The sequence below is a fragment of the Ralstonia condita genome (assembly GCF_958405655.1).
GTDB classification, from domain to species: domain Bacteria; phylum Pseudomonadota; class Gammaproteobacteria; order Burkholderiales; family Burkholderiaceae; genus Ralstonia; species Ralstonia condita.
The window spans coordinates 1097750-1110920 of sequence record NZ_CATYWO010000001.1; the positions used below are offsets into that span (position 1 = coordinate 1097750).

Genomic DNA, 13171 nt, shown 5'->3' on the forward strand with positions numbered 1-13171 from the left:
CTTTTCTGAATGAAAAATCGCATCAAGCATTATAGCCCAAGCCCTGTGTCAGACGACGCAGCTGCTGACGTTTCCCTCACTGCGCGGGACGCCGAAGACGCGCTCGACGATGAGTCGCTCGACTTGCCTGCCGTTGACGCAGCGGACGCCGTCGTTCCCATCGTCGTGGAAATCCCTGAAACCCTCCATGGCGAACGCCTGGACAAGGTGCTCGCCAAGCTGCTGCCCGACTATTCGCGAAGCCGCCTGCAGCAATGGATCGACGCAGGTGCCGTGCGCGTGGATGGCGCAGCGGTGCGCCCGCGTGCGGCCGTGTCCGGTGGCGCGCGCGTGGAGGTCGTGCCCCAGCGGGCAGCCGACGAGCATGCCTTCGTCGCGGAGCCCGTCGATCTGGACGTGATCTATGAAGATGACACGCTGCTCGTCATCAACAAGCCGGCTGGCCTGGTCGTGCACCCAGCCGCCGGCAACTGGAGCGGCACTGTGCTCAACGGCCTGCTGTATCGCTATCCGGACGCAGCGGCATTGCCGCGTGCCGGCATCGTCCATCGGCTCGACAAGGAGACGTCAGGCCTGATGGTGGTTGCTCGTACGCTGCCTGCGCAGACCGATCTCGTGCGGCAACTGCAGGCTCGCACCGTCAAGCGAACCTACCTTGCGCTCGTGTGGGGGGAGACGCCGGAGGAGGGCACGATCGATGCGCCGATCGGGCGCGATCCTCGCGATCGCACGCGCATGGCCATCATCGAAACGGCGAGCGGCAAACCGGCGCGCACGCATTTCAAGACGCTGGACGTGGTGGACCTGGGACGCGCGCAGATCTCGCTCGTGCGCTGCCAGCTCGAGACCGGCCGCACGCATCAGATTCGTGTGCATTTCGAGTCCGAGGGCCATCCGCTCGTGGGCGATCCGGTGTACACCCGCAACTTCCGGCGGGGGCGACCACAGACGATCAAGGCCCCGCTTCCCGTGCCGTTTGCCCGGCAGGCCCTGCATGCCGTGCGCTTGGGCCTGGTGCATCCAGCCTCAGGCAAGTCGGTGCACTGGGAAGCGCCCGTGCCTGAGGATTTCGCCGCATTGATGGAAGCCCTGGACCTCGATCCCGATGTCGAACTCACGTGATTGGATCATTCCCGACTGGCCGGCACACCCGCGCGTCAGGGCCTTGTCGACGACTCGTTTGGGCGGTGTCAGCGTCGGCCCGTACGGCCTGGCTGGCGGGCTGCCCGGCGGGTTGAACCTTGGCCGGCATGTCGGCGATGCGCCCGAAGCCGTCGAGCAGAATCGCCGCATCCTGCGGGAGGCGCTCCCCTCGGAGCCTGTGTGGATGGAGCAGGTGCACGGCACCGGCGTGGCCGACCTCGACCAAGTCGCCGGCCCGTTGACGCCCGTGGTGGCTGATGCCGCCGTGGCTTCCTGCCGGGACCGCGTCTGCGTCGTCATGACGGCCGATTGTCTGCCGATCTTGCTCAGTGATGCGCGTGGAGTGACGGTGGGCGCGGCTCACGCCGGGTGGCGTGGCCTGTGTAGCGGTGTGATCGAGCGCACGATCGACGCAATGATGGAGCGGCTGCGTGCCAGTGGGCAGGAAGCGGATCCGACATGGTTGGCGTGGCTCGGTCCGGCGATTGGCCCTTCGTGCTTCGAGGTTGGCGAGGAAGTGCGGCGGGCCTTTCTGGATGCAGCCCGACCTGACGAGTGGCGTGCCACGGAGGCTGCTTTCGTCCGAGGGGCAGTCGAAGGGAAATTCTTTGCCGATCTCTATGCGCTCGCCCGGCTGCGACTGGCGCGCCTTGGTTGCACCGACGTGTACGGCGGTGGATTGTGCACGATGACCGACGCGAGCCGTTTCTACTCATACCGCCGCGCCAGCACAACCGGTCGCATGGCGACGCTGATCTGGCGCGCCGAGTGACAGTTCAGGGCGTACCGTCGCCGGCCGAGGCGGCGGTATCTGCCTCCACCTTGGCCGCGGAAGACTCGCGTGCCTGTCGGCGCCGCTTGCGCGCAGGCGATCCGACGATCCACAGAAAGAGCGAGAGCGGTGCGACGCCGTACAGGAGGAACGTGCCGACACCTGCAATCCACGATTGCTCAGTCAAGGACATCATCAGAACGACATAAAGCCAGGCAATGGCAACGATATACATGGACGAAATGGCCCGGCGTCGGCGCAATGCGGCAGTCTCGCATGAAACGGCGCCGCCCGGCGCATAGCCCCGTCACCGAGCTTAGCCATTCAGTGGACGCCTTATTTTCCCGAGGCGCCAAAACCCGCGCCCGATCAAGGTTTACGTAGGTTGATCGGGCAACTCCCGTTGACAGCCTTGAAACCACAAGGCAACAATGCCCCGCAATACTACGAGTTATGCGGCTTCCATTATCGGAGTGGCATATATCGTACGGATCGAGGGCACTATGGCATCGCGTCAATCGACATCTTCCAAAGCATCTGGCGCCCACACTCAAGCCTCCTGGCAGGGCTTGGCGGACCCCGCAAAGTGGACTGAGCAGTTCAAGCAATGGCAAGCCTTTGCAGGTGCGTTTGCCCAACCCGGAGGCGCCTCACCGGCTTCTGCCGGCGTCAACGGCGCGCAGGCGGGCGAGGGCGCGAGCCCATTCACGCTGATCCCGCATGAAAGGCTGGCGGAAATCCAGCAAAAGTATCTCGAAGAATGGCTGAAGATCTGGCGCCACATGAGCACCGGAGAGGGCGCTGAGGCCATCGCGCCGTCCGACCGCCGTTTTGCGAATGATGCGTGGCGCAAGAGTCCGCTCTACGGCTATGCAGCGGCGTTCTACGTGCTCAATGCGCGCACCTTGACGGAAATGGCCGACGCCGTCGAGGCCGATGCAAAGACTCGCGAGCGCGTGCGCTTTGCCGTCTCGCAATGGACGGCAGCGATGTCGCCATCCAACTTCCTGGCGACCAATCCCGAGGCGCAGAAGCACCTGATCGAGTCGCGCGGCGAATCCCTGCGTACCGGCATTCTGAACATGTTGCAGGACATGGAGCGCGGGAAGATTTCCCAGACGGATGAGACCGCATTCGAGATTGGTCAGAACGTCGCCAACAGCGAAGGCGCGGTCGTCTTCGAGAACGATTATTTCCAGCTCCTCCAGTACAAGCCGCTGACGGCAAAGGTGTATGCGCGCCCGCTGCTGCTGGTGCCGCCATGCATCAACAAGTTCTACATCCTCGACCTGCAGCCCGCCAACTCGCTTGTGCGCTATGCGGTCGAGCAGGGCAATACGGTATTCCTGGTCTCGTGGCGGAATCCCGACGCGAGCATGGCGTCCCGGACGTGGGACGACTATATCGAAGGCGGCGCGATCGAGGCACTGCGTGTGGCGCGGGAGATTTCCGGCCAGGACCAGATCAATGCGCTGGGCTTCTGTGTCGGCGGCACGATCCTGTCGACGGCGCTGGCCGTGCTGGCCGCGCGCGGCGAACACCCGGCCGCGAGCCTTACATTGCTGACGACGCTACTCGACTTTGAAGACACCGGCATTCTCGACGTTTTTGTGGACCAGGCGCAGGTAGAGATGCGTGAGCGGACCATCGGCGCACAGGCGCCCACCGGTCCTGGCCTGCTGCGTGGGGTCGAGTTGGCGAACACATTCTCGTTCCTGCGCCCGAATGACCTGGTGTGGAACTATGTGGTCGAGAACTACCTGAAGGGCAAGACGCCTGCGCCGTTCGATCTGCTGTATTGGAATGGTGATTCCACCAATCTTCCCGGGCCGTGGTACTGCTGGTATCTGCGCCATACGTACCTGCAGAACGACCTGAAGATTCCCGGCAAGCTGAAGGTCAACGGCACGCCTGTGGACCTCGGCAAGATCGATGCGCCGGTCTACATCTACGGCTCGCGCGAAGACCACATCGTCCCATGGCATTCGGCCTATGCGTCGGTGCCGCTGCTCAAGGGCGAACGGCGTTTCGTGCTCGGGGCTTCTGGTCATATCGCCGGCGTGATCAACCCGCCGGCGGCCAACAAGCGCTCGCACTGGATCAACGCCAAGCTGCCTGACACCGCCGATGCGTGGTTCGCGGGTGCCAAGGAGCAGCCGGGCAGCTGGTGGCCCGACTGGTCGGCGTGGCTGGCGTCCCACGCCGGGGCACAGAAGGCGGCTCCCAAGCGCTACGGCAGTGGAGACTACCCGGAGATCGAGCCAGCGCCTGGCCGATACGTCAAACAGAAAGCGTAAGATCGCGCGAATGATCCCCCGTTGCCGTCGCGGCCACGACCGCTGACGGTTTCTCACGACTCTCTCTCTCGAAAGTGGAAGGTAAGCAAATGACCGATGTTGTGATCGTATCGGCGGTACGTACCGCCGTCGGCAAATTTGGCGGCTCGCTGGCAAAGGTTGCTGCGCCCGACCTGGGTGCGGCCGTTATCCGCGAAGCCCTGTCGCGCGCCAAGGTCGCGCCGGATCAGGTGAGCGAAGTCATCATGGGGCAGGTGCTGACTGCCGGCTCGGGACAGAATCCTGCCCGTCAGGCCGTCATCAAGGCTGGGTTGCCCAACATGGTACCGGGCATGACCATCAACAAGGTGTGCGGTTCGGGCCTGAAGGCCGTCATGCTGGCGGCCAACGCCATCATGGCGGGCGATGCCGAGATCGTCGTGGCAGGTGGTCAGGAGAATATGTCGGCCGCCCCGCACGTTCTGCCGGGGTCGCGCGACGGCTTTCGCATGGGCGACGCCAAGCTCATCGATTCGATGATCGTTGACGGTCTCTGGGACGTCTACAACCAGTACCACATGGGCATCACAGCCGAGAACGTCGCCAAGGAATATGGCATCACGCGCGAGGCGCAGGACGCGTTCGCCGTTGCCTCGCAGAACAAGGCAGAGGCTGCGCAGAAGGCCGGTCGATTCAACGATGAAATCGTCCCGATCATGATCCCGCAGCGCAAGGGCGACCCGATCGCCTTCGCGCAGGACGAGTTCATCCGCCACGGCGCCACGCTGGAATCGATGACCAGCCTGAAGCCAGCCTTCGACAAGGCTGGCACGGTGACGGCCGCCAACGCATCGGGCATCAATGATGGCGCGGCGGCGGTCGTGGTGATGTCTGCCGCGAAGGCCAAGGCGCTTGGGCTGACGCCGCTGGCGACCATCCGCGCCTACGCCAGCGCCGGCGTGGACCCGAAGGTCATGGGGATGGGCCCGGTGCCGGCGTCCCAGCGTTGCCTGTCGCGTGCCGGTTGGTCTGTTGGCGATCTGGACCTGATGGAGATCAACGAGGCGTTTGCCGCGCAGGCCCTGGCCGTGCACAAGCAGATGGGTTGGGATACCTCCAAGGTCAACGTCAACGGAGGCGCCATCGCCATCGGCCATCCGATCGGCGCGTCGGGCTGCCGCATTCTGGTCACGCTGCTGCACGAGATGCAGAAGCGCGATGCGAAGAAGGGCCTCGCTTCGCTGTGTATCGGCGGCGGCATGGGCGTGGCGCTGGCTGTTGAGCGTCCGTAATCTTGTGGTGGGATGGGCGTGACGCGGAACGAATGCTGCGCATGCCGATCCGAGACACACCGAGCATCAGCTGCCCGGTAAATGACCGGGCAGTTCCAACAACAACGACAAGGAGTGGACATGACCAAACGCATCGCATACGTCACCGGTGGCATGGGCGGTATCGGAACGGCGATTTGCCAGCGCTTGGCGCGCGACGGTTTTACCGTCGTTGCAGGCTGCGGACCGAACTCGCCGCGCAAGGCGAAGTGGCTCGAACAGCAGAAGGCGCTCGGCTTCGATTTCATCCCCTCGGAAGGCAATGTTGGTGACTGGGAATCGACCAAGGCCGCTTTCGACAAGGTCAAGGCGGAAGTGGGCGACGTGGATGTGCTGATCAATAACGCCGGCATTACGCGTGACGTGGTGTTCCGCAAGATGACCCGCGCCGATTGGGACGCGGTGATCGACACCAACCTGACTTCGCTATTCAACGTGACCAAGCAGGTCATCGATGGCATGGCTGATCGCGGCTGGGGCCGGATCGTGAACATCTCGTCGGTGAATGGCCAGAAGGGCCAGTTTGGGCAGACCAATTACTCGACAGCGAAGGCCGGCCTGCACGGTTTCACGATGGCGCTGGCGCAGGAAGTGGCCACGAAAGGTGTCACGGTCAATACCGTATCGCCGGGCTACATTGCCACCGACATGGTGAAAGCCATTCGTCAGGATGTGCTCGATAAGATCGTCGGCACGATTCCGGTCAAGCGCCTGGGCGAGCCCGCAGAGATCGCCTCGATCTGCGCGTGGCTGGCCTCGGAAGAGTCGGGCTTTGCTACCGGCGCAGACTTCTCGCTCAACGGCGGCCTGCACATGGGCTGACCGCCACGATCTCCATGCTGCGGCAATGCTGCGGCATGGCTGCAGCAATGTTCCCCGAAACCTCGCGCTGTGCTGCAATGCCTCAAGTGCATTGCAGCACAGCGCATTTGTTTATTCCCGCGCGCATTCAGCTGACTCGCTCGCGTCAAAATGCTGCGGGTTTTTACCGGGGGAGGTCGCCTTTTCTTTGCAGGGCGATCCGCATAGAATCCAGTCACGGAGGCGCTCCGCAGGGAGACAAGGGGCGTCCGATCATAACCGGATGCACTTGCGTTGCCGCACTCGCACGCAGATCGGAGCAGCAGCGCAAGACTTGTATGTTGCTGCGCCGATTTCGCACTGCATCGGCTGCACCGCAGCAGCATCGCCAACACGGAAAGGCATGATGGCCACCAGCAAGAAGGGCACCGAACGGCTGATCAAGAAATATCCCAACCGCCGGCTCTATGACACCCAGACCAGCACTTACATCACGCTGGCAGACGTCAAGCAGCTTGTGATGGAAAGCGAGGAGTTTCGTGTCATCGATGCGAAATCCGGTGAAGATCTGACCCGTAGCATCCTCCTTCAGATCATCCTGGAAGAAGAAACCGGTGGCGTGCCGATGTTCTCCGGCTCCATGCTGGCGCAGATCATCCGCTTCTACGGCCATGCCATGCAGGGAATGATGGGAACGTACCTCGAGAAGAACATCCAGGCGTTCATCGACATCCAGAACAAGCTGGCAGAAAACTCGAAGGATCTGTATAGCGGCAACACGTTCAACCCGGACATGTGGTCGCAGTTCATGAACATGCAGGGCCCGATGATGCAGGGCATGATGAGCAACTACATCGAGCAGAGCAAAAACCTGTTCGTGCAGATGCAGGAACAGATGCAGAGCCAGGCCAAGAACATGTTCGGGACATTCCCGTTCAACCAGCCGCCCGAGAAGAAGTAGGTTCGGCAGCGCTGGCAGAAGCAAGGCGAATCGCGTGGCGGTTCGCCTTTTTCGTTTGGGGCCCCGTGGCGGGCGGCAGGGTAAAATGCCGGCGCTTCGTGTGTGGCAAGCGCCGCATCACTCTCCGACCCCGTTTTGGTTTTCCCATGATTGCTGTCAGCCTGCGGCACGCGTGCCGGTCGTTTTCCGTTTTCGCATGAGCCGCCTGTTGCTTGCCCCGATGGAAGGGGTCGCGGATTTCGTCATGCGCGATGTGCTGACTCAGGCTGGCGGATACGACGGGTGCGTCTCGGAGTTTGTTCGCGTGACAGGTTCGTTGCTTCCCGCGCGCACCTATGAGCGTGAGACGCCCGAGATCCGCAACGGCGGCTACACGGCCAGCGGCACGCCGATGGCCATCCAATTGCTCGGCAGCGATCCGGAATGGCTGGCCCGCAACGCCGCCTATGCCGCAACGTTGTCTCCGCACGGAATCGACCTGAATTTCGGCTGTCCGGCCAAGGTGGTGAACCGGCATGGCGGCGGTGCCATGCTGCTCGCTACGCCGGAAGTGCTGCATGACATCGTGCGGGCCGTGCGCGCGGCGGTGCCTGCACACATTGCGGTGACGGCAAAGATGCGGCTCGGTGTTTCGGACACGTCTCGCGCCATTGAGTGTGCGACGGCCTTGGCGGAAGGCGGAGCCCAGGCGCTGGTAGTGCATGCCCGCACGCGCGATCATGGCTATCGCCCGCCCGCACACTGGGACTGGATCGCACGGATTGCCGATGCCGTCGCCGTGCCGGTCACCGCCAATGGCGAAGTCTGGACGGTGACCGACTGGGAGCGCTGCCGGGCAGTCAGCGGCTGCGACGACGTGATGATCGGCCGCGGCGCGGTCTCCGATCCGTTCCTGGCGCAGCGCATTCGCGGCCAGGCCGAGCGTGAGCCGTCCCCCGCGGAGTGGCCGATCGTCCTGGGGTACCTGTCCGCCTACCTGAAAAAGCTGCACGCGCGCATCTCGGCCAAACATGAACATGGCCGCGTCAAACTGTGGCTCAGCTATCTGAAGCGGACGTGGCCGCAGGCCGCGGAACTGCACGACGCCATCCGGCGCCTGCAGGACGCGCTCGAAATCGAGCAGGTGATCCACCAGATGCTGCTTGCGCTTGGCCGCCGAGGCATGGCAAACAGTTAAAATACGCAACAGCGCGGCCAACCCGTGACCCGCGCAAATCCTCTCCCACATCAGGTTGTTTCCATGTCCGACGTCAGTCCCCAGAGCCCGAAGGTGGGCTTCGTTTCGCTCGGTTGCCCCAAGGCGCTCGTCGATTCCGAGCAGATCATCACCCAACTGCGTGCGGAGGGGTACGAGATTTCCGGCACGTACGGCGGCGCAGACCTTGTCGTGGTCAACACCTGCGGCTTCATCGACGAGGCCGTGCAGGAGAGCCTGGACGCGATTGGCGAGGCGCTGGCCGAGAACGGCAAGGTGATCGTCACGGGTTGCCTGGGCGCCAAGAAAGATGCCGCTGGCCAGGACATCATCACGAGCGTGCACCCCAAGGTGCTTGCCGTGACGGGGCCCCACGCGCTGGGCGAAGTCATGGAAGCCGTGCACACGCACTTGCCCAAGCCGCATGACCCGTTTATCGACCTGGTTCCGCCGCAGGGCATCAAACTCACGCCCAAGCACTATGCGTATCTGAAGATTTCCGAAGGCTGCAACCATCGCTGCAGCTTTTGCATCATCCCGTCGATGCGCGGGGACCTCGTTTCGCGCCCCGTGGCTGAAGTGATGCTGGAAGCGGAGAACTTGCTGAAGGCGGGCGTCAAGGAGCTGCTCGTGATCTCGCAGGACACGAGCGCCTACGGCGTGGACGTCAAATTCCGCACGGGCTTCTGGAATGGCCGCCCGCTCAAGACACGGATGACCGAACTGGTGGCGGCGCTCGGTGAGCTGGCCTCCCAGTACGGCGCCTGGGTGCGCCTGCACTACGTCTATCCGTACCCGAGCGTGGACGAAGTGATGCCGCTGATGGCCGAGGGCAAGGTGCTGCCGTACCTCGACGTGCCCCTGCAGCACGCCCACCCGGACGTGCTCAAGCGCATGAAGCGCCCGGCCAACGCCGAAAAGACGCTGGACCGCATCCGCGCCTGGCGCGAGGTGTGCCCGGAGCTGACCATTCGCAGCACCTTCATCGCGGGCTTTCCGGGCGAAACGGAAGAAGAGTTCCAAACGCTGCTCGACTTCATCGCCGAAGCCGAACTGGACCGCGTCGGCTGCTTCGCGTATTCGCCCGTGGAAGGTGCCACGGCCAACGAGCTGCCCGGTGCGCTGGCCGACGAGGTGCGCGAGGAGCGCCGTGCGCGCTTCATGGAGGTGGCCGAGCGTGTATCCGCGCGCCGCTTGCAGCGCAAGGTCGGCAAGACGCTGCGGGTGCTGGTGGACGAGGTGAACCAGGACGGCGGCATCGGCCGTTCGTCGGCGGATGCGCCGGAAATTGATGGTCTGGTCTACATCGCGCCGCCGGCCAAGCCCTACAAGCGCTACAAGGCAGGCGATTTCGTGTCGGTCAAGATCACGGGCGCCGATGGCCACGACTTGTGGGGTGAGGTCTGAGGCAGCGTTTGCTTAAGTAGTCCTACCTAAAATTTGCGAACGGTCGTGCGTTTATACTGGCCGCCATCCAACTTTGATGGCATAGGAGACAGCAATGGCACGTGAAGTGGTGGTGGTGAGCGGCGTTCGTACCGCAATCGGGACGTTTGGCGGCAGCCTGAAGGACGTGGCGCCGTGCGAACTGGGCGCGCTGGTGGTGCGTGAGGCGCTGGCCCGCGCCGGCGTGAAGGGTGAGGAGGTTGGCCATGTGGTGTTCGGCCATGTCATCAACACCGAACCGCGCGACATGTATCTCTCGCGGGTGGCGGCCGTCAACGGCGGCGTGTCCGCCGAAACCCCGGCATTCAACGTCAACCGCCTGTGCGGATCGGGCCTGCAGGCCGTGGTGAGCGCCGCACAGACGATCCTGCTGGGTGACGCCAACATCGCCATCGCCGGTGGCGCCGAAAGCATGAGCCGCGCGCCGTACCTGGCCCCGGCCGCCCGTTGGGGCTCCCGCATGGGCGACGCCAAGATGGTCGACATGATGCTCGGCGCGCTGCACGACCCGTTCCATACGATCCATATGGGTGTGACGGCAGAAAACGTCGCCCGCGAATTTGGCATCAGCCGTGAGCAGCAGGACCAGACGGCCCTGGAATCGCACCAGCGTGCCTCGCGCGCGATCCGTGCCGGCTACTTCAAGGACCAGATCGTTCCGGTCACGATCAAGTCGCGCAAGGGCGACATCCAGTTCGATACCGACGAGCACGTCCGTCATGACGCGACCATCGATGACATGACCAAGCTCAAGCCGGTCTTCGCGAAGGAGAACGGTACGGTCACAGCCGGCAACGCGTCGGGCCTGAACGATGCGGGTGCGGCGCTCGTGCTGATGGAGCGCTCGGAGGCGGAAAAGCGCGGTCTCAAGCCGCTGGCGCGCCTGGTGTCGTATGGGCATGCGGGTGTGGATCCGAAGATCATGGGCATCGGCCCCGTGCCCGCCACGCGCAATGCGCTGGAGCGCGCCGGCCTGTCGGTCAAGGATCTCGATGTGATTGAGGCCAACGAAGCTTTCGCCGCCCAGGCCTGCGCGGTGACGAAGGAACTCGGCCTCGACCCGGCCAAGGTCAACCCGAACGGCTCGGGTATTTCGCTGGGCCACCCCATTGGCGCAACGGGTGCCCTGATTACAGTCAAGGCGCTGCATGAGTTGCAGCGCATTGGCGGTCGCTACGCGCTGGTGACCATGTGCATTGGCGGAGGACAAGGGATTGCCGCGGTGTTTGAACGCATCTGAGCACATCGTTTCGATTCAACGCCCAATGGGGCCGGCAGGAGCGCTGATCGCGTTACTGCTGGTCCTGGGCGCAGCGTCGGCGTCTGCCCGGACGCCGACGCCCGACAACGGCTACGACGTTTCGACCGGCGGCGCCACCGTGCAGCCGGGCGACCTGGGCCTGAACCGCGCCATCGCCGATGGCGACAAGCGGCGCGCCGCCCAGGCGGCCAAGTCCACCAACGGACTGTCTGTCCAGACCGGGCAGCCCCCCGTGCTGCAGCCGCAGCCCGACTATGCAAAATTCCCGGTCTACACCGGGGTGATCGGCGACATGTCGATCCGCATGCGCCTGGGCCGCAAGCCCGGCGAAATCGACAGCGTCCATGGCGAATACGTCGCCGGCAACAGCCCGGGCGTGCGACTCGTGACCGGTGAATACGAGAACGGCGGCTTCCTCATGGAGGAGTCGGAAGACGGCACGCGCGTCAGCGGCACATGGGAGGGCGCCATCGACGCGCGCGGCAATGTGCGCGGAACATGGACGGACGTTGCGCACGATGGCCGTACGCTGCCCTTCGTGCTGAGGCCTGTCGCCGTGGTCGTCATTCCACCATACGATGACGCAGCCAACAGCAATGCTGCCGCGCCAGCGACACCAACCATGCCGGCTGCCCCCGGGCAGATGGCTCCCGCGCCAGTGCTGACGCCGGTCAATCCCGCACAATCAGGCGCCCGCTGGTAAGCTGCCGGGTCAATGGCTGACCGCCGCCCCTACGCTACGTACGAGGAACTTCCGTGACCGACGATAACAAGCTCCCGCCAAAGTTTCCCGCCGCCTTTCCTTCCACCGTAGCCGTGCATCCGAACTTGGATGTTCCGCCCGGCTTTGCGGCGTTCTCGCATGCCACGCACCGCGCATCGACCGTGGTCTTCAAGAACCTGGCTGACATGCGGGCCTTCGGCAGCGGCAGCGTGGTGCATTGGCGCTATGGCTTGCACGCCACACCGACGTCGGATGCGCTGTGCCAGGCGCTGGCGCAGATTGAAGGCGGCTCGCACGCGTTGCTGCTGCCTTCGGGGCTGGCCGCAATCTCGCTGGTGTACTTCGCGCTGATCCAATCCGGCGACGATGTGCTGGTGCCTGATAACGCCTACGGACCGAACCGCGACCACGCGGAATGGATGGCGCGCCAGTTCGGTATCACCGTGCGCTATTACGATCCGATGATCGGCGCCGGGATTGCCGACCTCATCCGGCATAACACCAAGCTGGTGTGGCTGGAAGCGCCCGGCTCGGTGACGATGGAAGTGCCGGACTGCACTGCCATCGCCGAAGCGGCCCGTGCCGCAGGCGCCCTCACCGCCATCGATAACACCTGGAGCGGCGGCGTGTATTACCAGCCGTTCGCCCACGGAATCGATATCTCCGTCCAGGCGCTGACCAAGTACCAGTCCGGCGGCAGCGACGTGCTGATGGGCGCGGCGATCACCAATGACGAGACAGTGCACCACAAGCTGCTGGCCACGCGCATGCGCATGGGGTGGGGCGTGTCGGCGGATGATTGCTATTTCGTGCTGCGCGGTCTGCCGAGCTTGCCGACGCGGCTGGCGGCGCACGACGCCCATGCGCGTGAAGTTGCGGAATGGCTGGCCGACCGGCCGGAGATCGTACGCGTGCTGCATCCGGCCCTGCCGGATTGTCCTGGCCACGCGTTCTGGAAGCGCGACTTTACCGGCGCGAGCGGCCTGTTCTCGATCGTGCTGCACGAGCGTTACTCGCAGGCCGAGGTCGATGCCTTCATCGAAGGGCTGCGCTACTTCGCAATCGGCTTTTCGTGGGGTGGGGCGCACAGCCTTGCGCTGCCGTACAACATTTCGTCAATGCGTACGGCGACCGCGTGGCCGCCGGCGGGCTGGGAAAACGCAGGCGGTTTCGTGCGGCTGTACATCGGACTGGAAGACCCGCGTGACCTGATCGCCGATCTGAAACACGCGATGGAAACGTACCTGCGGGCGGAATAACG

12 protein-coding genes are annotated in these 13171 nt (G+C 64.0%); 11 read left to right on the top strand and 1 reads right to left on the bottom strand.

Annotated elements, in window-relative coordinates; genetic code table 11:
• Nucleotides 1-9 precede the first annotated feature (9 nt).
• Nucleotides 10-1122, top strand: a complete 1113-nt coding sequence (locus R2N03_RS05210; RefSeq protein ID WP_316655861.1) for an RluA family pseudouridine synthase — start codon at nt 10-12, stop codon at nt 1120-1122.
• Nucleotides 1106-1915: a peptidoglycan editing factor PgeF gene (pgeF, locus tag R2N03_RS05215; RefSeq protein ID WP_316655863.1), complete on the top strand. Its 810-nt coding sequence runs from the start codon at nt 1106-1108 to the stop codon at nt 1913-1915. The genes R2N03_RS05210 and pgeF overlap by 17 nt, the downstream gene beginning before the upstream one ends.
• A 4-nt stretch (nt 1916-1919) precedes the next feature.
• Here pgeF and R2N03_RS05220 read toward each other — a convergent pair whose 3' ends face one another.
• Nucleotides 1920-2150 (bottom strand): hypothetical protein, encoded by a 231-nt coding sequence (locus R2N03_RS05220; RefSeq protein ID WP_316655865.1) that lies wholly within the window; start codon nt 2148-2150, stop codon nt 1920-1922.
• 268 nt (nt 2151-2418) lie between these two features.
• On the opposite strand from R2N03_RS05220, the gene phaC reads away from it, so the two are divergent.
• From phaC to R2N03_RS05265, 9 genes are all read left to right on the top strand, one after another.
• The gene (gene phaC, locus R2N03_RS05225; protein WP_316655868.1) at nt 2419-4212 is read left to right on the top strand and encodes a class I poly(R)-hydroxyalkanoic acid synthase; all 1794 of its coding nucleotides are present in this window, start codon (nt 2419-2421) and stop codon (nt 4210-4212) included.
• Between the two features lie 89 nt (nt 4213-4301).
• Entirely contained in the window at nt 4302-5483 is a 1182-nt protein-coding gene (locus tag R2N03_RS05230) for an acetyl-CoA C-acetyltransferase (protein ID WP_316655870.1), read from the top strand.
• Nucleotides 5484-5603: 120 nt separating this feature from the next.
• Nucleotides 5604-6344, top strand: coding sequence for a 3-ketoacyl-ACP reductase (locus R2N03_RS05235; protein ID WP_316655873.1), 741 nt, complete (start codon nt 5604-5606; stop codon nt 6342-6344).
• A gap of 385 nt (nt 6345-6729) precedes the next feature.
• A complete protein-coding gene (phaR, locus tag R2N03_RS05240) occupies nt 6730-7284 on the top strand; it encodes a polyhydroxyalkanoate synthesis repressor PhaR (protein ID WP_316656581.1) in 555 nt (184 codons plus the stop codon).
• A gap of 196 nt (nt 7285-7480) precedes the next feature.
• Nucleotides 7481-8461: a tRNA dihydrouridine synthase gene (locus tag R2N03_RS05245; protein WP_316655876.1), complete on the top strand. Its 981-nt coding sequence runs from the start codon at nt 7481-7483 to the stop codon at nt 8459-8461.
• Between the two features lie 63 nt (nt 8462-8524).
• Nucleotides 8525-9886: a 30S ribosomal protein S12 methylthiotransferase RimO gene (rimO, locus tag R2N03_RS05250; RefSeq protein WP_316655878.1), complete on the top strand. Its 1362-nt coding sequence runs from the start codon at nt 8525-8527 to the stop codon at nt 9884-9886.
• A 94-nt stretch (nt 9887-9980) separates the two neighbouring features.
• Nucleotides 9981-11165, top strand: coding sequence for a beta-ketothiolase BktB (bktB, locus tag R2N03_RS05255; protein ID WP_316655880.1), 1185 nt, complete (start codon nt 9981-9983; stop codon nt 11163-11165).
• Nucleotides 11140-11889 (top strand): hypothetical protein, encoded by a 750-nt coding sequence (locus R2N03_RS05260; protein ID WP_316655882.1) that lies wholly within the window; start codon nt 11140-11142, stop codon nt 11887-11889. Before bktB ends, R2N03_RS05260 begins: the two co-directional genes overlap by 26 nt.
• A 53-nt stretch (nt 11890-11942) precedes the next feature.
• Nucleotides 11943-13169, top strand: a complete 1227-nt coding sequence (locus R2N03_RS05265; RefSeq protein ID WP_316655884.1) for a cystathionine beta-lyase — start codon at nt 11943-11945, stop codon at nt 13167-13169.
• Nucleotides 13170-13171: the final 2 nt, after the last annotated feature.